The organism is Silvibacterium bohemicum (assembly GCF_001006305.1).
In the GTDB taxonomy this organism is placed as follows: Bacteria; Acidobacteriota; Terriglobia; order Terriglobales; family Acidobacteriaceae; genus Silvibacterium; species Silvibacterium bohemicum.
Map to the genome: position 1 here is coordinate 336,601 of NZ_LBHJ01000019.1, position 25,421 is coordinate 362,021.

15 protein-coding genes are annotated in these 25,421 nt (G+C 56.8%); 8 read left to right on the top strand and 7 right to left on the bottom strand.

Annotation, left to right across the window (positions count from 1 at the left end; translation table 11 throughout):
* Nucleotides 1-163: 163 nt before the first annotated feature.
* The 4 genes from XX99_RS22900 (at nt 164) to XX99_RS22915 (ending at nt 7,623) form a co-directional block, all read left to right on the top strand.
* A complete protein-coding gene (locus XX99_RS22900; protein WP_050061725.1) occupies nt 164-1,555 on the top strand; it encodes a dihydrolipoyl dehydrogenase family protein in 1,392 nt (463 codons plus the stop codon).
* A 363-nt stretch (nt 1,556-1,918) separates the two neighbouring features.
* Complete coding sequence (locus XX99_RS22905; protein ID WP_050061726.1) at nt 1,919-3,271, top strand: TolC family protein; 1,353 nt, start codon at nt 1,919-1,921, stop codon at nt 3,269-3,271.
* A 6-nt stretch (nt 3,272-3,277) separates the two neighbouring features.
* Complete coding sequence (locus XX99_RS22910; RefSeq protein WP_050061804.1) at nt 3,278-4,546, top strand: efflux RND transporter periplasmic adaptor subunit; 1,269 nt, start codon at nt 3,278-3,280, stop codon at nt 4,544-4,546.
* Nucleotides 4,546-7,623: an efflux RND transporter permease subunit gene (locus XX99_RS22915; protein WP_050061727.1), complete on the top strand. Its 3,078-nt coding sequence runs from the start codon at nt 4,546-4,548 to the stop codon at nt 7,621-7,623. Before XX99_RS22910 ends, XX99_RS22915 begins: the two co-directional genes overlap by 1 nt.
* Before the next feature lie 72 nt (nt 7,624-7,695).
* On the opposite strand, the gene XX99_RS22920 is transcribed toward XX99_RS22915, so the two are convergent.
* The 3 genes from XX99_RS22920 to XX99_RS22930 are packed head-to-tail and all read right to left on the bottom strand — an operon-like array spanning nt 7,696 to nt 10,956.
* Complete coding sequence (locus XX99_RS22920; protein WP_231581570.1) at nt 7,696-8,733, bottom strand: YncE family protein; 1,038 nt, start codon at nt 8,731-8,733, stop codon at nt 7,696-7,698.
* Nucleotides 8,734-8,785: 52 nt separating this feature from the next.
* On the bottom strand, nt 8,786-10,225 hold the full coding sequence (locus XX99_RS22925) for a sensor histidine kinase (RefSeq protein ID WP_050061728.1): 1,440 nt from the start codon (nt 10,223-10,225) through the stop codon (nt 8,786-8,788).
* Nucleotides 10,222-10,956, bottom strand: coding sequence for a response regulator transcription factor (locus XX99_RS22930; RefSeq protein ID WP_050061729.1), 735 nt, complete (start codon nt 10,954-10,956; stop codon nt 10,222-10,224). The genes XX99_RS22925 and XX99_RS22930 overlap by 4 nt, the downstream gene beginning before the upstream one ends.
* A 466-nt stretch (nt 10,957-11,422) precedes the next feature.
* On the opposite strand from XX99_RS22930, the gene XX99_RS22935 reads away from it, so the two are divergent.
* Nucleotides 11,423-13,855: an RICIN domain-containing protein gene (locus XX99_RS22935; protein WP_184084957.1), complete on the top strand. Its 2,433-nt coding sequence runs from the start codon at nt 11,423-11,425 to the stop codon at nt 13,853-13,855.
* A gap of 236 nt (nt 13,856-14,091) precedes the next feature.
* Nucleotides 14,092-15,015: a hypothetical protein gene (locus tag XX99_RS22940; RefSeq protein WP_050061731.1), complete on the top strand. Its 924-nt coding sequence runs from the start codon at nt 14,092-14,094 to the stop codon at nt 15,013-15,015.
* Nucleotides 15,016-15,180: 165 nt separating this feature from the next.
* Here XX99_RS22940 and XX99_RS22945 read toward each other — a convergent pair whose 3' ends face one another.
* The 3 genes from XX99_RS22945 to XX99_RS22955 form a co-directional block, all read right to left on the bottom strand.
* Nucleotides 15,181-16,113, bottom strand: a complete 933-nt coding sequence (locus tag XX99_RS22945; protein ID WP_050061732.1) for a ferritin-like domain-containing protein — start codon at nt 16,111-16,113, stop codon at nt 15,181-15,183.
* Between the two features lie 86 nt (nt 16,114-16,199).
* Complete coding sequence (locus tag XX99_RS22950; RefSeq protein WP_050061733.1) at nt 16,200-17,204, bottom strand: helix-turn-helix domain-containing protein; 1,005 nt, start codon at nt 17,202-17,204, stop codon at nt 16,200-16,202.
* A 349-nt stretch (nt 17,205-17,553) separates the two neighbouring features.
* Entirely contained in the window at nt 17,554-18,132 is a 579-nt protein-coding gene (locus XX99_RS22955; RefSeq protein WP_050061734.1) for a TetR/AcrR family transcriptional regulator, read from the bottom strand.
* A 747-nt stretch (nt 18,133-18,879) separates the two neighbouring features.
* Between XX99_RS22955 and XX99_RS22960 the strand changes: the two genes are divergently transcribed.
* On the top strand, nt 18,880-20,349 hold the full coding sequence (locus XX99_RS22960) for a multicopper oxidase family protein (protein ID WP_050061735.1): 1,470 nt from the start codon (nt 18,880-18,882) through the stop codon (nt 20,347-20,349).
* Entirely contained in the window at nt 20,339-21,835 is a 1,497-nt protein-coding gene (locus tag XX99_RS22965; RefSeq protein WP_082125869.1) for a TolC family protein, read from the top strand. The genes XX99_RS22960 and XX99_RS22965 overlap by 11 nt, the downstream gene beginning before the upstream one ends.
* A gap of 234 nt (nt 21,836-22,069) precedes the next feature.
* Here the strand turns inward: XX99_RS22965 and XX99_RS26935 are convergent, their stop codons facing one another.
* Nucleotides 22,070-25,087, bottom strand: a complete 3,018-nt coding sequence (locus XX99_RS26935) for a pyridoxal-dependent decarboxylase (protein ID WP_082125870.1) — start codon at nt 25,085-25,087, stop codon at nt 22,070-22,072.
* Between the last annotated feature and the right edge of the window lie 334 nt (nt 25,088-25,421).

Sequence of the window (25,421 nt, forward strand, 5' to 3'; positions counted from 1 at the left end):
TAAAAAGGCTTTGTTCTGAAAAACACTTCGCCCCTTAGAAATATTCCCTAGACGTCTATGCAGGCTGCCGAGCGCTCCTGGGCTGAATCTGCAAAAATGAGCACTGCGTGCACGGTGTCTCTCTAGTGAAAATCAAAACGCGGCGAAGGTTGGAGGGTTTCTCATGTCTGGTATCGAAGAATATGACGTCGTTGTCCTGGGAAGCGGAGAGGCTGGCAAATACCTCGCCTGGCATCTTGCGAAGCAGGGAAAACGCGCTGCTGTAATCGAACGCAGGGCTGTTGGGGGATCGTGCCCCAACGTCGCGTGCCTTCCCAGCAAAAATGTGGTTCACAGCGCCAAGGTCGCATCCTTTTTTGAGCATGCGGCCGAATTTGGAATTTCCTCCGGGTCGTGGAAGGTCGATATGCAGCGAGTCCGGGCGCGTAAGCGCGAGATGGTCGAGGGCCTGGGCAAGATGCACATGGACATCTTCGCGAAGACGGGCACCGAGCTCATCTTCGGATCGGGTCGATTCGTTGGCGAAATGACGATCGAAGTCGCTCTGAACCACGGTGGAACGCGCACGCTGCGGGGCAAGATGGCGGTTGTGAACACCGGCACCCGCGCGAGTCTGGAGAATATCCCAGGCCTGGCTGATTCAGCTCCGATGACTCATGTCGAGGCGCTGGAATTGGACACCGTGCCCGAGCATCTGCTGATCCTTGGCGGCGGATATGTCAGCCTCGAGTTTGCACAGGCCATGCGCAGGTTTGGAAGCCGCGTCACCATCATCGAGCGCAGCGCGCGCCTGCTGCACCGCGAAGACGATGACGTCTCCGCGGCCATGCAGGAGCTTTTGAAGGACGAAGGAATCGAAATCGTCTCCAATGCGAGAGTGGTCAAGGTCACCGGCAAATCCGGCCATAAGGTCGCGCTCGAAATTCATACCGGCGATCAGCAGATTATTCTCGATGGTTCGCATTTGCTGGTGGCGACCGGGAGAACTCCCAATACCGACGGGATCGGGCTTGACCTGGCTGGGATCGAGGTCACCGAGCACGGCTTCGTGAAAGTAAACGAGCGCCTGGAAACGAGTGCGGCGGGCGTTTGGGCTGTGGGAGACTGCGCCGGCAGCCCCTTCTTCACGCACATTGGCTTCGACGATTTTCGAATCATTCGCGATAACCTTGCCGGAGCACATCGAGTCACGACCGGAAGACAGGTCCCCTCCTGCCTGTTCACCGATCCGGAATTAGCGCGGATCGGGCTGAACGAAACCGAGGCGAAGCGGCAGCAGACTAACTATCGGCTGGCCAAGATTCCGATGGCGGCAGTGCTGCGGACGAGAACTCTCTCCGAGACACGAGGATTCCTGAAGGCATTGGTCGGCGCCGAAGACGATCGGATCCTCGGTTTCACCGGCTTTGGCAGCGGCGTGGGAGAACTGATGGCGCCGGTGCAGTTGGCCATGCGCGCCGGGCTTCCGTACACATCAATCCGCGACCTCATCCTGACTCACCCAACCATTTCCGAAGGGCTCGTGTCGCTTTTCAACGCCGTTCCGTCACGTTGATCGCGACTTGATTGCTGTGGCTTGGCGCGGATGCGATATCTCGCCTCCGCTCCAAGCATTCCTGTCAAAACCGCGTCTCTCTAGCGCTGAAGCGCTTGTGGTTTTCCAATCTGTGGCCGATCTCTTCATGAGAGACTCATTTCGATGGAGATCAGAAGCCAATCGAGCCTGACATCCGGCAACGCGCAATTCCCGCGTTAGAGAAGGGTCTGCAGCAGTGATCCGAAGCAGGCATTTTTAGAGGAACGCGGGCTGATAGCCTTCATTCTTCCTTAAGGTCAATCCGCTACGCTGAAAATCGGATCGCGCAGCCAGCGCCACTATTTTTCATCCGAGGTGACTTTGCTCTCGTCCAAGCTTCCAATGGTTGCGACACTTGCAACCGCTCTGTTGGTTGCAACCGGCATGCCGGCGCAAACGACGATTGCCGCGCCGGCGCCCTCCAGCAACGACACGAAGGAAACGCTCGTTCTCACCCTTCAGGATGCGATCACGAGAGCACAGGCTAGTGATCCAGAGTATGCAGCGAGTGCAGGGGACCGCGGCATTGCGCATCTCGACCGCAATATCGGCCGGGCTGCACTCTTGCCCGTCGTGACGTATCACAACCAATATCTTTATACCCAGCCGAATGGGCTCAAGAACCAGGCGGGACAAGGCGCATCGGCCCAGGATGCTCCGCGGTTCATCGCCAACAATGCGATTCGCGAATATGCCAGCCAGGCGCTGGTCACAGAGACGATCAGCGCGGTGAACTTTGCCGAATCGAAGCGCGCGGATGCTGCGAGCGCGAAGGCTGAGGCCGACCTTGAGATAGCCCGGCGCAAGCTGGTGCTGACCGTTGCGTCGGCGTATTACACCGTTGTAGCCGAGGACCAGAGCGTGCACGTGGCGCAGCGCGCAGCGGACGAAGCGCAGTCCTTCGTAGAACTCACGGGCAAGCTGGAGGCTGGACGCGAGGTGGCGCACGCTGATGGGGTCAAGGCGAATCTCGGCCTGCAGCAGCGGCAACGTGATCTGGCCGACGCACAGTTGGCCGCCGAGAAGGCTCGTCTGGAATTGGGTGTACTGCTTTTGCCCGATCCTCGCACCCCTTATCGGCTAGCGGACAGCGATCTGATCCCGCCTGCGCTGCCGGTTCGTGAGGATATAGAATCTGCCGCTGCAAAAAGAAACCCTGAGCTGAAGAGTGCGCTCGAGGCCCTTCGCATGAGTAAGGATGAAGTTGCTGCGGCGCGGGCGGCGTATCTCCCAGACCTTACGTTGAACTACTCGTATGGAATCGATGCACCGCAATTTGCGGTGAACGGTCCGGCGGGCGTGCAGAACCTGGGCTATTCGGCCTCGGTTACGCTGGATATCCCTGTATGGGATTGGTTCGCGACGCACGACCGCGTGAAACAGAGCGAACTGCGGCAGCAGGTTGCACAGACGCAATTGACTGCGACGCAAAAGAAGCTGATCGCAGACTTGACGGAATATTACAGCGAAGCAAAAGTGGCAAGCGACGAGCTGGCCTCACTGAACCTGAGCGCGAAGACCGCCGAAGATAGCCTGCGTTTAACCAAGCTGCGCTACGGCGCAGGAGAAGCTACGGCGCTCGAAGTTGTAGATGCTGAAAATGCAGCGACCCAGGCCGACACTGCAAGCGCCGACAGTGATCTTCGCTACCGCGTGGCGCTCGCCAATCTGCAGACTCTTACAGGAACGCTCTGATTGCCCATGCCAGAACAATTCGCACGACACCTGTCGATCGGAACTCTCATCCTCATGCTCGCCACCGGATGCCAGAAACCGGAGGCCGCTGCGCCCACGCTTGTCGAGGTGCAGGCAGTCGCAGCTCAACAACAGTCGATCACCGAACACATCACAGTAGACGCCGTTCTCAACCCACTCGCCCAGGCTGCGATTGCTCCGAAGATCTCCGCGCCGGTGAAGCGCTTTTATGTTCAACGCGGATCGAAGGTCAAGCAAGGAGAACTGCTGGCGACGCTGGAGAACCGCGATCTGTCGGCAGCGCTTGTAGACAACCACGGCAGCTACGACGCCGCTCAAGCCGAATATCAAACAGCGACGAAGGCTGTCGTGCCGGAAGATACGCAGAAGGCAAAGCTGGATCTGGCCCAGGCGACAGCAAATCTGAATCTGAACGAACAGATTGTGCAAAGCCGCAAGCATCTTTTCGCCGAAGGCGCGATTCCCGGCCGCGATCTCGACACCGCGCAGGCTGCGCTGGTGCAGGCGCAGGCAACGTATGATCTCGCCCGGCAACACCTTGACGCGGTGGAGCAGATAAGCCGCGAAGCGGCGCTCAAGAGCGCACAGGGACAACTAGAATCGGCGAAAGGTAAGTACATGGGCGCGGAGGCGCAGCTTGACTACTCCGAGGTTCGCAGCCCGGTCGCCGGCGTGGTGACCGACCGGCCTCTCTTCGCGGGAGAAACTGCGGTCGCGGGTGCTCCACTGTTGATTGTCATGGATACCTCTTCCCTGCTGGCCAAGGCGCATTTGCCACAGATGCAGGCACAAATGCTGAAGGTAGGAGATACAGCATCCATGACCGTTCCCGGCATGGACGATCCAGTCGATGGGAAAGTCACGTTGATCAGCCCGGCTCTCGACCCGGGAAGTACTACCGTCGAGGTATGGGTGACCGTCGCGAACCCGAATGGAACACTCAGACCAGGCACGACGGTGCATTTGGCAATCGCCGGTAAGACGATGCCGCATGCGCTCGTGGTTCCTGCCGAATCGGTTATCAATACACCCGACGGTAAGAAGGCGGTGATGATTATCGCCGCGGATGGAACTGCCCATATCAAACCAGTCTCGATAGGTTGGGAAGACCATAGCGTGATCCAGATCGTGAATGGTATTTCTGCGGGCGATCAGGTCATCACCAAGGGAGCCTACGCGCTCGACGACGGCACGAAGGTCAAGGTGGTAAAAGCTACAGAGAGCGATTCCGGCAAAGCGGGCGGCAGCAACTGATGGAGCCTACGGAAACAGAGCGGCCGTTCTGGATGACGCGTTATGCGCGCACCATCTTCTTCTTCACTCTGGCCCTTGCGGTCGCTGGCCTCTTCCTCGTTTTTCAGATTCCTATCTCGGTTTTTCCTGAGACAAACTTTCCCCGCATCGTGATTGGCGTGGATAACGGAGTCATGCCGGTTGAGCAGATGCAAGTCACGGTAGTGAAGCCGATTGAAGACGCTGTGAATAGCGTTCCCGGCCTCGAAACGGTGCGCTCGACCACCAGCCGCGGATCGGCCGAAGTAAGCCTCTTCTTCGACTGGAACTCGGATATGTTTCAGACGCTGCAGCGGGTCGATGCAGCGTTGTCGAAGGTGGAGCCGACGCTTCCCCCAACCGCACACATCACCACCAACCGGCTGACCTTCGCTACATTTCCAATTCTCGGTTACAGCCTGACTTCGAAGACCGTTCCGCAAACGCGGCTATGGGAGATGGCCACGTATGACCTCAAGCCTCCTCTGAACCGGCTCGCCGGCGTGAGCACGGTAACGGTTCAAGGCGGAGAGGTTCCCGAGTTTCACGTCATTCCAAATTTGACCAAGCTGCAAGCCAGCTCTGTGACGATTTCCGATATCGTGAATGCGATTCAGACGACGAACCTGGTTGACTCGCCAGGACTCTACGAAGCAAATCACCAGTTGGTGCTGGGCCTGGTGGGATCGCAGGTTCACGATGTGCAGGAGCTTGCGCAGATCGTGGTAAAGACAAGCGCCGGAGGCTCTCCGATACGGCTGGCGGACCTGGCAGAGGTAGTACCGGCAACGATGCCTGTCTACACCACCGTCACGGCGAATGGCCAACCGGCGGTGCTGCTGAACATAGCACGACAGCCTTCCGGGAATACGGTCGCTGTTGCCGACGAAGTCGCGACGAAGATTGCCGAGCTAAGGAAGTCACTCCCTCCCGAAGTAAAGTTGGAGCCTTTCTACGATCAGTCTCATCTGGTTCGCGAGAGTATTAACAGCGTTCGCGACGCTATTTTGATTGGGATTCTGCTCGCTTCAGTGGTGCTGGTGGCGTTTCTGCGCGACTGGTCGTCTTCCCTGGTTGCCGGGCTGGTCATTCCTGTAACCATCCTGATTACATTTCTATTTCTCAAGATCACCGGACAAAGCCTGAACCTGATGACGCTGGGCGGGCTGGCGGCCGCGGTCGGACTGGTGATCGACGATGCAATCGTCGTAGTTGAAAACATCGTGCTGCATCGCGACTCGGGTGAAACACGGGCGGAAGCAATCCGCAAGGCTCTTCAGGAGATAACGACTCCGCTTATCGGCTCTACGATTACGCCGATCGTAGTTTTTCTTCCACTCATTGCGGTAACAGGTGTGACCGGCAGCTTCTTTCGCGCGCTGGCCATCACGATGACGGTCGCGCTTCTGACTTCGCTCCTCCTGGCGCTCACCTGGACACCGAGCCTGAGCCTCTTTCTGCTGCGCAACAAACGAGGCCCAGCGACGGCCCATCACGAGGCGACCAGCGGCCTCATGAAGCGGATTCTCCATGTACACCGGCGTGTTCTCGATGTCTCATTAGCGAGGCCATGGCTGCTTGCCGGATGTTGCGCGGTGCTGGTTATTGGAACCTTTTTCACCTACCGTCTGCTCGGGTCGGATCTTCTTCCGGAGATGGATGAAGGTGGATTCATTCTCGACTACATCATGCCGGCGGGCAGCTCTCTGGCCGAGACCAATCGCGTGCTGCAGCATGTCGAGCGGATTCTGCAAAAGACGCCGGAGGTCGAAAGTACATCCCGGCGAACCGGCTTGCAGATGGGGCTCGCCGCCGTGACTGAGGCCAACACCGGCGACATTACTGTGAAGCTCAAGGACCATCGCGACCGCGATATCTCGGAGGTCATGGACGATGTCCGCCGTCAGATCAAGTCAACCGAGCCGGAACTGGATGTCGAGTTCACGCAGGTGTTGCAGGACATGATCGGTGACCTCTCGAATGCTCCGGAGCCAATTCAGATCAAGCTCTATTCCAGCAATGCGGCGCTGCTCAACGAGCTGGGCCCGCGAGTCGGTGATGCGATCAGCAAGATTCCCGGCGTTGTGGATGTAGAGAACGGCATCGACAATACCATCAGCGGACCGGCAACGAGCTTTCAGGTCAATCCTTCCGTGGCGTCGCGGATGGGATTTACTCCCGAAGAGATCTCGACCGATGCAATGGCAATTCTGGACGGCATTCCTTCAACCCAGCCACTGATTGAGAACGGCCGTCCGTACACCATCCGTGTGCGCCTCGACGCGGCACATCGCGCCTCGCTGGAGGCAATCCAAAATACGGTCTTCAACAGTAGTAGCGGCAAGACGACGAGTCTGGGCGCGGTTGCCAACGTTGAGCAATTGCCTCCGCAGAACGAGATTATCCGCGAAAATCTGCAGAGCCTGGTCAGAGTCACGGGAAGACTGGAAGGCTCGGATCTGGGCTCGGCAATCCAGAAGGTGCAGACCGCGGTGAACAATCTCCATCTGCCGTCGAGCGTGCGCGTGGAGTACGGCGGCACTTACCAGGAACAGCAAAAATCTTTTCGCGAACTGCTGCGAGTATTACTGCTGGCACTGGTGCTGATCTTCGGAGTGCTGCTCGCAGAGTTTCGAAACTTCTATGCTCCGACGGCGATCCTGGTCTCATCGATTCTCTCGACGGCCGGCGTGGTCGGCGCGCTCCTGATCACAAATACCACCTTCAATGTCGCATCCTTCATGGGGCTGATCATGGTGATCGGTATCGTGGCAAAGAACGGCATCTTGCTCCTTGACGCGGACGAGAAGTTTCGCGCGGCTGGAATGCAGGCGCACGAGGCCATGCTGCAGGCCGCGCAACGGCGGCTGCGACCCATCCTCATGACCGCGCTGGCAGCAATCACCGGAATGCTTCCATTGACACTCGGGCTCGGAGCGGGTTCGCAGATGCTGCAACCCCTGGCCATTGCGGTCGTCGGAGGTCTGCTGCTCTCGATGCTCCTGTCGCTGGTGGTGACGCCTGCGGTGTATTACTTCCTGACTAAAAATGCTGAATAGATTCCGTGAAAAACGCAAAGAGAAAGGGACGGCTTTTGACCGTCCCTTTCTTTATGAATAGGCTCTCTGAAACTAGCGACTGATAACCATGACGACAAAGCTTCCCGGCAAGATAGAGGGACGCGGTCGCGGATTGTCCGCCGTTGCTGCCGGGCGAGGACCGAAGTCAGCGGTGACGACATAGACGTTGCCCGTTGACTCATCGAATGCCATGGTGCGGGCTCCGCGTTTCGTGGTCAACGTCTGCAACACACTGTAAGAGTCTGGCGAGTCTTCATGAACTACGGTCAGCGTTCCCTCTCCGTTGGAGCTGAAGGCCAACTGATTTTTGGGATCAAAACCGGCAGCATCGGGGCCATCGCCGATGGTGGGAGTAGCGACCACTTTTCCAGTGTTGGCATCGACCACGGCCATTTTTTGGTCGCAGACCGCAAAGAGGCGTTCGTGCTGCTTGTCGATGGCCAGGCCAGAAGGCCCTTCGCACGGCGCGATCGGCCATGCTCCGAGAACGGTATGCGTCTTAGCATCGATGTGCACGATCTGGCTAAGGTCCTCGATGTTGTCGTAGACCGAGCCCTTGCCGTCAGCGACTGGAAATTCGGGCTTGCCGGGTAAGGACACAGTGGCCACGACCTGATGCGTGGAGTCATCGATCACCGTGGCGTTCTTGCTGCGGCCATTGAAGGCCCATACCGTTTGAGTGACAGGCTCAAAGACGATGCCGTCGGGATTGGTCCCCGCGGGAATGTGCTCGAGAATCGCATCTGTCTTGCGATCGAAGACCACCACCTCGTTCGCGCCGCCATCGCTGATGTATCCGAATTTTCCGGATGTATCGAAGGCCACACCGTGAGTGCCTTTGAGTCCCGTAATATCGGTCTTCACTTTTCCGGTTGCGGTATCGATGACAAGGACGTGATTGCCATGGGTTATATACAACAGCTTGCTCATCGGATCGACGGCAAGATAATCCCAGCCTGTATCTCCTCCGACATGCCACTGTGCGGCAACGTGATATGGTCCCTGGGCCACTGCCGCGCTGCCCATCATAGAAATGGTAGCGCCGGCCACCAGCAGACGACTCCAGCGGGATTTCAAACTCTTTCTCACACTTTCCTCCGTGCCGGTCGCAAGAAAAAAATTGCGAGGCAGCACAAGAAGACTACCGTTCCTTGCTGAAGACAGTCTGAAGGCGGACAGCATCGCTCACTGCGGGCAGCGCCACCTGTGCACGAGTTCCCTTGCCGGTTTCGCTGAGGAGCTCGATTCGGCCTCCATAGGCATCGACGATCGCCTTGCAGATCGCCAGCCCCAGCCCGGTGCCACCCGTAGTTCTCGCACGAGAGCGATCGCCACGATAGAAGCGATTAAAGACGAAGGGCAGATCCGCAGCATCGATGCCCTCGCCGGTATCCTCAATTGCCATCCGTACTTCACCGTCTTCTTCTGCCGCGCTCAAGGTGACCTTTCCTCCGGATGGTGTGTGCTGAAGCGCATTGAGAACCAGATTGAAAATGAGAGTCTCACACTCCTCATGCGGCAGAGGCACGAGCAGTTTCCCGCGGAGATCTAATTGCAAAGCGATACTCCGCAGAGTTGCGAAGGAATCGAGCTGGGAGACAATCTCGCGTGCGCTCTCGCTTAGATCCGTCTGACTCCGCGACGAAGGTTGTCCTGCAGTTTGTTCGAGACGCGCGAGAGTGAGGAGCTTCTGAACCAACTCTTCGAGTCTCCCGCAATCGTTGAGACACGATTCCAGCCCGCGGCGGTATTCTTCCAGCGAACGAGGCCGCGAATCCAGGAGTTGCAGCGATGACTTGATGATGGTGACAGCGGTTTTGAGTTCGTGCGCCGCGTCGTTGACGAAGGTTCGCTGCTGATCGATGGAGCTGCCCAGCCGGCGCATCGCCGACTCCAACGCCAGCGCTAACACCGCCAGCTCCTTCACAGCTAACGCTCCAGGAGGAGCCCTGAATTCCCAGGAGGCCGGCGAAATCGCCGACGCTTCCGCTGCCAGTAGCTGCAGCGGCGCCATGCCCCGCCGCAACAGAATAAAGATGGCTACGCCAGTCACGATAAGTAGACAGGAATTCGAGAGCAACAGGAATTTTGCAGCGTTTGCCACAGCCTTCCACACGGGCGCAAGCGGCGTTGCATAGTCAATGATGACCGGGCGGGAAATTCCTGGCTTACCGTCTTCTTGATCGATCTGGCGTATTCCGCGAAGCACCATACCGCGATATGCATGGTCGTGAAATTGAAAATTGTGTCCGTGCGATCCCTCACGGAATTGCCCCGCAAGCTGGTTGCTCCATTGAGGTGACTGGCCGAGAATTCGTCCCGAGGGTTCCCGCACCTGGTAAAGATCATCGCTTTGCAGGTCGATGGCTTTTGGCGCGAGCATGATGTTATCTGCTTCGTCTTCCGCATCCTGCACCGCACCCAAAAGAGAGTCGGCGCGTCCGCGCAGCATGACATCGAATGTTCGCATGTGCTGGTGACGCTCGTAGAACAGCGCCATGCCTGTCGTACAGAGCGCGAGCAGAGTTTCAACCAAAAGAACGGTGGCAATGAGACGGCGGCTGAGCGACCAGTTCTTCATGACAGATCGACCGGGGACGGATCAGGAGTGCTGTAGGCCGGTGCGGCAGCAAGAAGTCGATAGCCGCGGCCGCGCATGGTTTCCAGCCACAGGAAGGAGGTTGATTGCGGCTTGCCTCCGCTATTGAGCTTGCGCCGCAGGTTCGAAACATGAGCTTCGATGACGTTCGAGTGATGCTCCCAGTTGTAGTCGTACAGATGCTCGAGCAGTGTCTGCTTCGAAATCACGGAACGCGGCCGATAGCTCATGTACTCCATGATCCTGTATTCCGTCGGAGACAGCTCCAGTTCAACGCCGTCACGCACCACCGTTTTCTCGATCGTATCGACAACCAAATCCCCGATACGAAGGATCGGATGACTCACTCCCTGGCCACGGCGGATGAGAGCCTTGGCGCGAGCGATCAGCTCGCCGAGATCGAAGGGCTTGCCCAGATAATCATCGGCTCCGCTATTCAGGAGTTCGATGATCGAAGCCTTGGTGGTCACTGCGGTGAGGATCAGTACCGGCGTCTTTCGCCCGGAGGCTCGGAGCCGCTTCAACACCGCTGCGCCGTGCATTCCGGGAAGCATGAGATCGAGCACGATGAGATCGTACTCGCCGGTCTGCGCAAGATGAGCGCCCTCCTCGCCGTCGTAGGCGAGGTCGACTGCGTATCCTGGACCTTCCTGAAGCGCCGCAGCTATGTTTTCGGCCACACGGCGTTCATCTTCGATGACGAGAAGACGCATAGTTTCTTGTACCGGAGCAGGCTTAATCGGGGATGAAGGTCTTCTCATCCTCTCGCCCGTCACGGATTAACTCAATCTATGCCAACTCACGCGCTCCCCTCAAGAGCAACGATCCGCGTGTCTCGGGGCCCCACCCTGACCGGTACAGAACAGCCGCGCTCCGAGGCGTCGTGATACGGTGGTAAAGCTGCTACGCGCAGCTGTTGAAGATCGACGCTCCACCGAACCTTCCGCTCCCCACGAAAGGATTTCTATGCCGCGCCTTATCGAGCAGCCATCTCCAGCATTTCCGCTGACCTCTCTCCGCATTTCCAGTCGAGTCACTTGGTGTGCACGGTTCATCTTACAGGTCTTGGTAGCCGCCTGTTTCTGCGGCGCTGTGCTGCTCGCGCAAACATCGACCCCTGTCAATGTATTGACCCAACACAATGACACGTCGAGGACGGGCGCCAATTTAAACGAGGTCGTGCTGACGCCAACGAATGTAAATTCGTCGCAGTTCGGCAAGCTGTATTCGGTGGCAGTGGATGGGCAGGTCTACACCCAGCCCCTTTACGTTTCCAATCTCGCCATTCCCGGCCAAGGCACTCACAACGTTGTCTACATCGCGACGATGAATAACAGCGTTTATGCTCTCGACGCCGATACCGGCAAGCAATACTGGAAAGCAAATTTTGGTCCGCCGGTTCATCCTTGCGACGTGGAGTGGCACAACAACATCACACACGGATCGAGCGTAGGCATTCTGGGAACGCCGGTCATCGATCCATCCACAAACACGATCTACTTCGTATCGCGCAACGAGACAAACTACAACCCAAGCCTGTGCAACTGGAACTCCTCCGCAGCGCCGACTGGAGTTAATCAGGGCGTCTTCACGCAATCCCTCAATGCCCTGGACATCACGACCGGAGCGCCTAAATTCGGCAGCCCGGTGAAGATTACTGCGACCTATACGACCAGCGATGGCACGCTGACCTTCAATCCCCAAATTCAAAATCAACGCACTGCTTTAACGCTAGCGAACGGGGATGTTTACATCGCGTGGGCTTCGCACGATGACCTAGAGAAATATCATGGCTGGATCATCTCGTACAAAGCGGAGACTCTCGCCCAGGACCATGTGTATAGCGATACGACCTCGGGGACATTGGGTGGAATCTGGCAGGCGGGACAAGGGCTGACCATCGACGGCGAAGGAAACATTCTTGTCTCGACAGGAAATGGAAGCTTCGGCGCTTCGGTCAGCGGCGTCATCCAGACCGGCAACAGCTTTGCCAAGCTATCTCCTTCGCTCCAATTGCTCGATTACTTTACGCCTTCGAACAGCGCCGTATTGAACAGCGGGGATCAGGACCTCGGCTCATCCGGATTGCTCAGCATTCCCGGCACCACGCTCGTGACCGGTGGAGGCAAACAAGGCCGTCTCTATCTCGTGAACACAGATCACATGGGGCACTTCAACGCGTCGAACGATGAAGTGCAGCAGGAGTTCCAGGCGATCTTCGGAAACGGCACACAGCACATTCATGGCACGCCGATTTATTTCAATAGCCAGAACGCCGGTCCCATCATTTATGTCTGGGGCGAGAATGATTTTCTGCGCGCCTATTCGTTCGATTCGTCTACTCAGCTCATCAATACGACACCCATTGCAATGAGCACCATGACCGCTCCCATGACAAACAATCAGAGCGCGATGCCGGGAGGATTTCTTTCGCTCTCCGCCAATGGGCAAGCCAATGGGATTATCTGGGCCAGTACTCCGTTTAAAGGCGACGCCTCACAATCGACGACGGAGGGAGTTCTACACGCCTTCGACGCAATTACGCTCAAAGAATTGTGGAACGATAAAGAAAATGAGCCGCGAGACGAGATAGGAAACTTCGCGAAATATGTTCCTCCTACTGTGGCGAATGGAAAATTGTTCGTCCCGAGCTTCGGAGCACTCAACGCCGCGGATGGCTCCGGCTCTCTTAATGTCTACGGATTGCTACCGAATGGAACCGGGCCCACAAATCTTCTCGCAAATGGGACGTATGTCATCAAAAGCCTCCATAGCGGATTGGCCCTCGACGATCCGGGCTCTTCGACTGCTGACGGAGAAGTGATAGAGCAGAATGCCGTAAATGGGGGCAAAGATGAGAGCTGGCTGCTTACGAATCTCGGCAGCAATCAAGTATCACTTGTGAATGCATTGAGCGGCCTCGCTCTTGAAGCGGCCGGAGGTTCCACCGCAAAAGGCGCTTTCGTCGATCAAAATACCTACGCCGGCGACGCGTGGCAGCAGTGGAATGTGCTCTCAGTGAGCAGCGGCGTCTACGAACTGACCAACGTGCAGAGCGGCTATGCCCTCGATGTCGATGGAGGAGTATCGACAGCGGGCGCCAAGATCGATCAATACCCCTATCAGGAAAAACCCTGGCAGCAGTGGAGCTTCACTTCCTCGAGCGGGACCTCTACCGCTGCGCTCATCGCCAACGGCACTTACTCGCTAAAGAGTGTCAATAGCGGTTTGGTTATCGATGACCCCGGATATTCTACGACGGCGGGCGAAGTGATGCAGCAGTACGCTGCGAAGGGCGGAAAAAACCAAAGCTGGGTGCTGAAGAATCTGGGTTCCAACATCATTTCGCTCATCAACGAGTCGAGCGGTCTAGCGCTCGAAGTCACCGGCAGCTCCGTGGCCAACAGCGCACTTGTCGATCAAAACTCCTACGCGAGTAGTCCATCGCAACAGTGGCGGGTTGTCTCCGCAGGCAGCGGAATCTACGAGCTTCTCAATGTGCATAGCGGCCAAGCCCTTGACGTTGACGGCGGGGTGAAAACGTCAGGCGCCGAAATCGATCAATTTCCATACGAGGAGAAAGCCTGGCAGCAATGGAGCTTCGTCCCCTGAGCGATTCACACTCTTCGTCTGCATTGAGTCTCTCCTTCATTGAGACGCTTCGTCTTTGACACGCACCGAAGTGCGCAGAAAGGAATAATCACGACGTGCGATTGCGATCTCGACCCGTTCTGGCAGCTCTGAGCCTGGCGATTTGTTGGTGTGGGGCTCATTCCTTAACAAGCGTCTCCGAAGCGGAGGCGCCTGACGACGCGCGTCGATACACGGTCCTCGATCTGGGGCCGTTCATGGCACGTGAAATCGATGAACGGCCCGGCCTCAACTCGAACGAAAACGTAGCTTCATGGAAAGTCATCAGCCAAACGCATACCACTGCGGCGATTTTCGACGGGCAGAATGCGAAACTTATCGGAAATACTTCCGGCTCAGGAAACAGCTTCGCATTTGGTATCGGCCCCGAGGGCGAGGTGGTAGGAATTGTCGAGTCGCGCGCCGATCTCCGCCATACTCAGGCATTCTTTTACCGTAACGGATCGCTCGAAGTTCTACCTACTCTGGGCGGACGCTTCGCAGCAGCGCGCTCGATCGGCAAAGACGATCTGGCCGTCGGCAATGCGGAGACTCGCGACCAACATGTGCATGCAGCAGAATGGAACCGAGGAGAAGTTCAGGATCTCGGCACGCTGCCGGGCGGAGATTTCAGCCGCGCATTCGAAGTTAACAACAGTGGGGACATTGCCGGTGAAGCGAACACGTCGCCCAACGGGAAAACACATGCGGTGCTCTGGCAGGATGGGCGCGCGCATGACCTTGGGCTTCTGCCCGGAGGATCGTTCAGCAGCGCGCAGGCTGTGAATGGAAAGCATGAAGTTGTAGGCTTTGCCGATGACGATGACGGAGGGTCGAAGGCTGTTCTATTCTCGAACGGCAAGATAATCGACCTTGGTTCGTTCGGAGATGAACCGAGCAGCGCGCTCAGCATTAACGATGCCGATCAGATCGTCGGCAGTTCTCCCATCGCGGAAGGAAAGATGCGAGCATTCCTCTGGGAGAATGGGCATTTGCAAAATCTGAATGACCTCATACCCAAGGACAGCGGATGGCTACTCATGGCTGCTTATCGCATTGATCCAAAGGGAGTGATATTGGCCGCAGGCTTTCACGGTGAAGGAACGCATCTCTGCCTGCTTTTCCCAACAGCAAAGCATTGACCGAAAGCATTCTTCCAGACGGGGGAGGAGCAGCTTCTCAAATGACGTTGGGCCTTTAAGGATGAGATTGCGCGGTGGTGATGCGACTCTCAGAGCCCCCTAGAGAGTGCAGGCAAGAAGGTACGCTCCCGGAAGCCTACTTCTCGCCTGCAAGAGTTATACGACTTACGAGGTAGTAATATTTCCGTTCAGTCCCATGGGGAAAAAGCCACCCTTCGATACGCCAGTCATCCCGGCAGCGCCGTAGACTATCTGAAGAATCTGCGACGTACTGCGAGTGAAGGCGAGAGCGGCCGGCATAGCCGAGGTCGCATTGTCCGTTCCTGAGGTGGCGAAGAAACCACCGGCTGAGGTGGGGCCTTGGCTCGCCAATACCTGTGCTCCGGGATCAAATGTGGGAACATCCAGCGCATCCGCTGCCGCGAACGGAGCATTTTGCTGGATCGAAATCAGACGGAGTGCTCCGGCTTGAAAGCCCTCGACAGCAAGGATCTGAGCGGCATACATCAGATGAGTGCCGGTAAGTAGCGTGGCTGCTCCTGCATATGCGGTGGTGCCGACATCTTCAAATTGGCGAGCAATCGTAATGATATTCGCGGAAGTGACAGCGCCTGCCGCGGCTAGATTCAGAGGCGGTCTGGTGACAAAACCGGTTCCGATCAGACTCTGCAGATCGGCGACATGGGACATCTCATTGAAGAAAATTTCGTTGAAGATATCGGTGATCTGTTGAGTGGGAAACTCTATCTTAGCCGGGGGCGCTCCTGTAATTGCGCCACTCCCAGCAGTAAGTGAAGACGGCAGATCAGCCCCTTGCGTAGCAAACGAATAAAACGTGGATTCAAGATATTCGAGGTTCAACGCGAAGTTGAGAACATCTATCTCCGAAGGACCGGCGGCCATCACCGTAGAAGAACCCGAAGACGCCATGTTATTGCTGCCGCTACAACCTGCCAGGAAAGTTGCTCCTCCCACGGCGCCTGCAAGACCCAACCTGGCCATAAATCTTCTGCGGTTGAGTGTGCGCTGCTCGCCGAATGCCCTTGCCCCCTCGGCCGTAATATCTTCGAAGCTCTGCGTTTCCTCATTGCTGTTCATCCGAAAATCTCCTCATCAGGCTAACGATCTACTGCCTGGAAAACACGGGGAATTTTCATTTATTCCCGGGCGCGTTCAATGGGGATTCAGAGAGTTGAGGAGGCAACTTGTTCGTATTTCTGGCGTGGGACACTAGAGGAAAAAGCTTTTGTAGACGAGCTAGAGAGCCCGCCACTACTTCGATTGCTTTCCCGTCGCCACACTCCTGGAGTTATCCCGTAAATTCGTTTAAAAGATCGATTGAGTGCCGATTCATCAGTAAACCCACACCGCGCGGCAATGTCGGCAAGGGGCAAACGGGTATTCATCATAAAATCTCTTGCCTGATCCACACGGCGTTCCAACAGCCAACGATAGGGCGGCTTGTGGAAGCTTTCTTTGAAAGCTCGCGCGAAATGGCTTACAGATAGTTCGCATGCCTCTGCCACCTGCTGCAGCGCAATGTTCCCGTCGAGATGAGCCTCCAGCAACTCCTTTGCTCTTCGCATCTGCCAAGGCGAAAGTCCCCCGCGGAATTTTCGAGGCGATATGGTCACACCTCCATAGGAGTAGACAAAATGGCAATTCAGAGCTTGTAAGACATGGTCTATAAAAATCTTCGATGTCTGATCGGGATGCTCTAGTGAAGAGAGCAGAGTCTGGCCAAGATGATGAACCACTGGATCAACTGTCCCGTACTCCCAAACCAGCCGATCCACATATGGCATTTGATGGGCATAGGAGATTTCATCCAGAGCGGCTTGCGTAACATGCAAAGCCAATGCATCGAATGGATTTGGCAGGAAGCATGCCGGCTCCTCCTCTAAGTTAATGGCGCCAACGGCCCCGGTGGGGTAATAGCCGCTAGACACCTTTTTCTTGCCCAGGAAGAGTTCCACGAAAGGTATAGCTTTGAGTTGCAGAGCAATGATGTAGCCGCTCTCACCAACGACGGGGCGTGTGATATCCGGGAGGCCTTTGGTGACCCGCAGCCTTCCAAACGAAAACGCTGAAACCTCGGATAACTGTATCTCTGCCGTCGGAGAATTATTGAGATACATATTTTCGGCAATTTGATTCCAGACAGCAGGGACTTCAATGGATGTAGCCATGTATGCGTGGCCTGACCTTTTCTCAGAGAATGTGGGTTAATACTGTCGACGGTTCGCTGAGGGTGGATTCATGGGCGAGCCCGATTCCCTGAAAGAGCATTTGTCTGTCGGGATTCGTCAAGCTCGCAGCAAGTGTAAGCTGGCTACTCGCGACACCTATGACGGAGACCGAGACAGATTGACATGCGGTGTTTTCCTCTGAGAGAAGACTCGCTCTATGTGCCTAAAGATCTCTATATATTTAATTCTACCTACTAGTAGGTAGAATTAGAATCCAAAACATTCGTGTTTTCTACATGTAAATAGACCAATATGCCTTATTTAGCGATCCTAACAGAAATAAACATCTCTAATTTGAGGAATGCAGACGGTCGAGAGCGCCTTTCGCAATCGAAGTGAAGAGGTCAGGGGATCCCAACGCTCGCGCTGAAAACATCGCACCATGCACAAGCGCAACGAAGGTTTGTGCTTCTACTTCAAGGCTATGCTCCAGATGGATGCTTCCGTGCTTTACACCTTCTCTAAGAGTGGACTTGACCCATCCCGTGAGGTATCTGAAGTGCAATTGCACCTCCGCCGCGATTCGCTCGGGAAGCGCCGGGAGTTCACCACTGAGCAAAGCAGCGATACAGATCGGGCGATTGCTGTTCTGAATACATGCCTCCCAATGCTGCACATAGAGTTTCAGTCGTTGAAAGGGATCAGCGACCTTGCGGTCCAGATCCTTGGCGGCATCCACCAGATTCGCTCGATAATGCGTCAGGGCCGCTACGACCAGATCGACCTTAGATGGGAAGTGGTGATGGATGCTTGCCTTGCGTATTCCAACCACCTCGGCGATATCGGCATAGCTGAAACCGAAATAACCTCTCGCTGCAATCAGGTCGTGCGCCGCCTCGCGAATTCTATCTGCTGTATTGCTGATCATGATGGTTAGACTACCTACTAGTAGGAGCCGTCGCAAAGAAATTGATTTGCCTTCTCCTGAGACGACTCGTCACGCGCTGCGCCGGCCGATTTGACCTCGGCAAAGTTCTGATGATGAGGCTATTTGCCGCACATGGCGACCTCCGCGTTAGAATTGAAGGCGGGCATGAACTGGAAGCTATTCATCTCGTGCGTCTTGATGCTGCTGCTCATTCCTGCGAGCGGGTTTGGCTTGGCGTGTGACGTCCAGTGCGCGCTTGAAACGATGACGGTCGATCACTGTTCTATGTCCCCTGCCCATTCCGGAGACTCCCATTCATTGGCGTCAATGGATATGCCTTCGATGCACTGCCACTCTATGCGGCATCCGCGACATGCCGATTCGCCGCGGACAGTCGCTGCTTATGAGCTGCCAAGTCAGGCGTGCAATCAAGAGCGCTGTGTATCCGATGCCAGTTGGCTTCCCGGACAGAAATCGCTGAGTAAGCAATTAGTGATTTTCTCCATCTCACCGCTCGAAATGGGCATGTCTACGTCGGACGCTACGACGACTCCCTACCCGTCTTCTCAACGATCACTGCCGCCTCTCATCGATCGTCTTCTCACCGCACTGCGCATCTGATTCTCGAACCTCCTTCTATCCAAAGCTGATCTGATCGGTTGCGGGTCTTGGTCTGCATGTCTACGCGGCTCCGAGACGTGTCTTCTTATCGTGCATTCCGGCGTCTCTTGATTTCACGAGGTCTTCATGAGTAACAGGCGTAGTTTTCTTCAGAGCACCCTTGCCTTTGGTGCAGGGCTCGCAGCTGTTCCCAAGCTGTTTGGAGCCGAATATAGTAACAAAACGTCTCCTATGGCGGGGATGAAGCCGGGCGCTTCGATCTCCGTCAACACTCCGGATGTGCGCAACCTGCCGTTCAAGATGGATGGCGGAGTGAAGGTCTTCAACCTTGTCGCCGAACCGGTGAAGCAGGAGATTCTTCCGGGCAAGATCATCGACCTTTGGGGCTACAACGGCAGCGCTCCCGGCCCGACCATCCAGGTCAACCAGGGAGACCGGGTGCGGATTGTCTTCGACAATCATCTCCCCGAGCCGAGCTCTGTTCACTGGCACGGCTTTGAGATTCCGGAGGCAATGGACGGCGTTCCCGGCATCGGTCAAAAGCCCGTCGCTCCTGGTGGACGCTTCGTCTACGAGTTCACCCTCCATCAGGAGGGCACGTACTTCTATCACTCCCACATGGCCATGCAGGAGATGCTCGGGATGCTGGGCGCGTTCATCATGCATCCCAAGCAAGCCTATACACCGGCTGTGGCAAGCGATCACGTCATTCTGCTGCAGGAGTACGCCGTGCTCCCCAACAACACGGTCCCGAACACCATGAACATGGAGTACAACTGGCTGACCTTCAATGGCAAGGCCAGTCCGGCAACCACGCCCATCATGGTTCGCCAGGGCGACCGGGTCCGCATTCGTCTTATCAATCTCGGGATGGATCATCACCCGATCCATCTGCATGGATTCACATTCTGGATCACCGGCAATGAAGGAGCGCGGCTGCCGGAGGCACAGTGGATGCGTCGCAACACGGTGCTGGTCGGCGTTGCGCAAGCGCAGGACATCGAATTCGACGCAATCTATCCGGGGTCATGGATGCTGCACTGTCATCTCCCTCACCACATGATGAACCAGATGTCCTCGAACGTGGGCAAGATGACTCGTCTCGGAAGCGGCATGAATGCTGGAGAAGACATGGAATCAGGCATGGGCATGCTCACCAACTCGGGCAACGCGACCTCTGAAGACCGCGGTCCGAGCATGGGGCGTGGATTGGGTGTCGGCTCGACAGCAGAAAATGAAACTCCAAACGGGCCGCTCTCTCCTGCAAATGCAATGCGCGGCATGGCGGGCATGGATATGAACATGAGCAGCGGTCAAATGACCGATATGTTGGATATCGCAAGGGATGCCAACAAGATTCCCGGCTTTCCGCAGGATGCCTATATGGAAAGTCCCATGATGGCGATGGACAAGATGGTTGAGAAGCCGGAGACCTTTGGCTTGCCTGAGGGATGGAGCGGATATGTGGGGGGCATGATGACGCTGGTACGCGTGCTGCCGCCCGACCAGTACGACAAATATCTCGAATTGAAGAAGAGACAGTCGCCAAACAACATGGACAACATGAGCGGGATGGGAGGCAACCATGGCGCATAGGAGAGATCTGCGCATGCAGCTGGCCGGCATCATGCTTCTTCCCGCAGCCTTGGTTCTGTCGGCAAATGCGCAACAACAAAACATGCAAAGCATGACGGGGATGGCCATGCAGACAAACCAGAGCGCGCCCCCATCCGCACCTGGACCGCAGATGATGAAGATGCCGGGAATGCAAATGCCGATGAATCACAACCAGCATGAGCACGGCATGGAGAGCATGTCGGGGATGCAAATGTCGGGCGACGATAGAGGCATGAAGGACGATATGCAAGATCTGCCCACCGGTCCAGCGTTGAAGCTGGAAGAGCTGGAGCAGATGGCCCTCACCCGCAATCCGACGCTCTCTCAGGCCAACGCAGAGGTACGGGCCGCTGAAGGAACGAAGCAGCAATCTGGCCTGTATCCGAATCCCACGGTTGGCTATTACGGCGATGAAATTCGCGGCGGCTCTTTTCGTTCCGGCAAAGAGGGAGCGTTCCTCAGCCAGACAATTGTTCTGGGAGGCAAACTGGGAGCCGCGCGCCAAACAGCGGAGCAGCAAAGGCTGCAGGCTGTGATCAACGTCGAAGCGCAACGCTACCGGGTTCTGAGCGGCGTTCGAAGCCTCTACTACGAGGTGCTGGCTGCGCAGAGGCTGGTGCAGATCCGTCGGCAACTTCTTTCACTGGCAAACGATGCCGTCGACACCTCGCATCAGCTCGGCAACGTGGGCGAGGCCGATCAGCCTGACATCCTGCAGTCGGAAGTGGAGGCGGAGCAGGCAGGATTAGCCTTAGCTTCTGCAAAACAGGATCACCTGTCTCTCTGGCAGATGTTGGCGGCGACAGTGGGCAATCCGGATCTGCCGCTCGGACGTGTGGAGGGAGACCTTGAGGTTGTTCCTCAACTCGATCAGCAGGAATGGCTGGCGAAGACGCTGAACGAAAGCCCTCAAATCAAGTACGCGCAGCAGGATGTCGATCGCTCGAAAGCGGAGCTCGGAGAGGCAAAGAAAGCACCGGTCCCTGACATTCAGATCAGCGCAAATCTCTCGCAGGATAACGAACCGTTGGAGCCACTGAACACGCGAACCGGAATCGTAGGCGGTGCTCAGGTCGGGGTCCAGCTGCCGATCTTCAACCGCAACCAGGGAAACGTCGAGAAAGCCAAGGCTGACCTTGAGCGAAGCCAGGCGGAGGTTCAGCGTATTCAACTCGATCTACGGCGTCAGGCGAGCGCACTGTTCCGCGACTATGCCACGGCTCGCATGACAGCCGACCGCTATCACGACAGCATGCTGCCGCGGGCGCAAAAGGCCTATGAGCTTTACAAAGCCAGCTATCAGAATATGGCTGCGGCCTATCCGCAGGTGCTGATCGCGCAACGGACGCTCTTTCAGCTTCAGGTGGATTACATTCACGCACTCGAAACCGTGTGGATAAGCGCACTTCAGATTCAAGGCTATGGGCTATCGGAGGGGCTAGCTGCACCGGCATCTCCGAGATGATCTCCATACAGACTAGCCCGCATGACAGAGACGCGTCACACGGGCTAGTCTCCTGAGTCATTGATCTCTTGCATAAATTTTGTCGTCCCGACGATAGCGAAGCTAAGTGGAGGGATCTGCAATTTCTCTCGCGCTCGCTGCCACAACAAGAGACTCTCAGACGTGCTCAAACTTCGCGGCGAAGATTGCTTACGATCGCAAAGTGCCTGCACCTTTTGCTCTTTCAGCACTCTGTCATGCTGCACCGGCGTTTCGCATCAGCATCTGGCGCACGGCAGCATGGATGCGGTCAACAAACGGACGCCGATAATCCCAGTGCTCGCCTTCCTCCGGCTGCTGGACGATCATCGTGGCGTTAGCTTCAAAGAGAAGAATCTCGCCCTGCGGACTTAGCCCGAAGTCAATCCCCGCGTAGTCCAGGCCAACCACTTCCTGCACTTGCTTGAGTGCGGTCATGGCCTTGTCGCCGAGGACGCTCTGCATGTCGGTTAGGAACTTTTCCTCTTCGAGGCGCAGCTCGGGCCGGTCCCCCATCTCTGCGCTGAAGTAGTGAATCTTCCAATTGTGGGAGATGGCCAGGTGTAAGGGATAGAGCTGACCATCGACCATCATGACGCGATACTTGCGCGAGCAGCCATCGGCTCCTCGAGCATCGAGATACTCGATGGCCAAAATCTCCGCTCCGGGTAATCCCGCACCCGGCAGCTCAGCTACCGCTGCGGCAAGATCCTGTGAGGATTCCACGCGGACGAAATGTTGGCCCATGTGGAAGCCTGGCTTCCGCAGAAGCAGCGGGAATGCGAAGCCTTGCTCCGCGAGAGCGGCTGGTCCATCCGGTCCGCCTAGCCGTTCGTTTGCGAACGTCGCGGTCGCCGGAGTAATCACTCCCGGCAGGCTTCCCAGGCGACGGGCATTCTCGCAACGCCCGGTCATTCGCACGGTCGTCGGCATATTCAGAACGGGAGCCGACGTAAACGCGAGTAAAGACTCAGCAGCAATCAACGCTTCATCGGCCACGTCAACTTCACCAATACCGTTGACGACGAGCTGATGCGCAGGCAGCGGAGTCCTGGTGTCGTAGAAATCCGTGACGACGACATAGGTCTCGAAGACGCGATTATCCAGGAGCTTCTCGAGAGGCGTGTTGCCCCCGGTCGACGAGACGAGCAGCAGTACGGGAATGGGCTGCGATTCGCCGCGGTAGGGATTCAAGAAGATGTTCTGCTGCCTGAAGGATTTTTGCTGATGCTCCTTGGCGGCTTGCAACTCGCCCAGACGGGTCAGCACGTAATACATTCCGCCATGTGCGCGCGAATATTCCGGATCGATCTGCAGCGCGGCTTCATACTGTATACGGGCGGCGGCATAGTCTTCTACTTCAAACAGCACGCTCCCGAGATTCACGCGACAACCGATATCGTTTGGATATTGCCTCACCGCCTCGGCATAAACCATTTGCGCAGCTTTCAGCCGGTTGGTTGCAACGAACAGCCGTCCGAGAGCGGTAAGGTTTCGCTGATGCGCAGGATCAAGTTCCAAAACCTTCAGATGATCGCTTCGAGCTTCGAGGCTCCTGCCTAATTGGGCCAGCAGGATTGCCCGCTCGAAGCGTAACGCGACTTCAACATCTTTAGCCATCTCTCCTGGAGCGTTGAGTTGCGCATCGAGCTGCTGCACTCTGGCGTGGCGGTCGAGCCGCGGCTGTGGATTGTTTTGCGTGTGTTGCATGATGGGCGTATTGTTCCTCCGTGCGCGGCCTGCGGCCAGCACCGCTTCGATGAGCGTGTCCATCTCGGTGCGGCTGGTCCGATGGTTGACAATGGCGGCGCGGATCGCGACGCGACTTCCGATCAGAGTCGTCGAAGGCGCAACCGCACCCGCCTCTTGCAGCTCAACAACGATCTGGCGATTGAGCTGGTTCGCGAGCTCCTCTGTTGCCGGATTGACCGAAGCTCCGAAGCGGTAGCGGAAGCAGACAATGTTCAGCTCGACAGATGCCATCAGCTCCAGCTCAGGCGATGCGAGGATACGGCTCTCCAGATAACTGGCAAGCCCGCAGGTGCGGCTGATGACCTCTCCGATCGCGTCTGCGCCATAGACCTTGAAGGTGGCCCAGGTCTTCAGCGCGCGAAAACTCCGCGACAGGTCGGGACCGAAGTCGCAGGGCCACGGTGAGCCTGCGGACATCCCCTGCTCCTCTCGTGAGAGATATGCGCAGGACGTTGCAAAGGCCGCCTGGTGGCGCGCACCGTCGCGCATCAGGATGAATCCAGCATCGTAGGGCACCTGTGCCCACTTGTGAAAATCGAAGGCCAGCGAGTCGGCCTTTTCGATCCCTTGGAGCCGGGACGCCAGCTCCGGAGCCAGCATAGCCAGCGCACCGTAGGCGCCGTCGACGTGAAACCAAAGCTGCTGTTGAGTGCAGAGCTGGGTGAGGCCGGCGAGATCATCGATAGCGCCGGTGTCCACGGTTCCGGCATTACCGACCACGAGAAATGGAGTAAAGCCCGCGGCTCGATCTGCCGCGACGGCCTGGGCCAGAGCTGCGAGGTCGACCCGTTCCCGGCTGTCCACAGGAACGAGCCGCAGCGAATCGCTGCCCAGCCCGGCGCAATCCAGCGCTCGTGCGATGCTTCCGTGCGTCGCGGTCGAAGCATAAGCAGTCAGCCTCTGCGCCTGTTGCGTCATGCCGTAACGACGCACTTCCGAGCCGATCGCAGTATCCCGGGCTACCACCACTGCGATGAAGTTTGCCATCGAGGTACCGGTGACAAACAGGCCGGTTGCCTCTGCGGGAAAGCCGAAGAGGGTGCGCATCCAATGTGTGACCTGGCGCTCGACCTCGAGAGGAATCTGATCGCGGCCGCCCACATTGGCATTGAGACCGGCGGCGAGCATCTCGGCCAGCATGCCTACGGGGTTGCCGCCGCCCTGCACCCATCCCATAAAACCAGGATGGGCATTCCGGGCCGTGAATGGCAGGATGGAGTGCATGAACTCTTGATGGACATCGGCCAGTGCCGTGGGCTTTGCCGGAAGGTCGTGACGAAAACGAGCACGCACATCGTCCGGGATTACTTGCCAGACGGGTTGTTCACGGATGTTCTCGGTGTAGCCGAGCATGTCATCGAGCATGCGATGAGCCTGCTCCCGGAACTTACCCCAATCGAGCGGATCGAGAGAGGTGATCGTGGTTGGTGCTTCCGCGAGAACATGTTCTTCGGCTGTGTTGCGGTCGCTTGTTTTCTGCATTCCCGTCCTGCGTAGGGCTCCGTCTCAAGTTGCACGGGCGATTTCCAATAAGCGAATAAGCAACTGAGCTGCCATCTCTTGCGAGAGATGGAATTCGACCTTCGAGGCGTCTCCACCTTGGCAAAGTCATTGATAAAAAAGGAGGATGGGACTCGATACGAGATCAAAGCCGGCCCATGGATAGAGGCAAACGCAGTTGGCGCCAGTACCCTCTCATCGAAAGCTCATTGAAGAGCTGCGGCAGGCACATTTTCTTTTCATCGTGGCGGCCATTGGAGCTTCATAGCCCTGCCGCTTCGATCCGAAACCGCGGCCGGACAGCCCGTCAATCGGC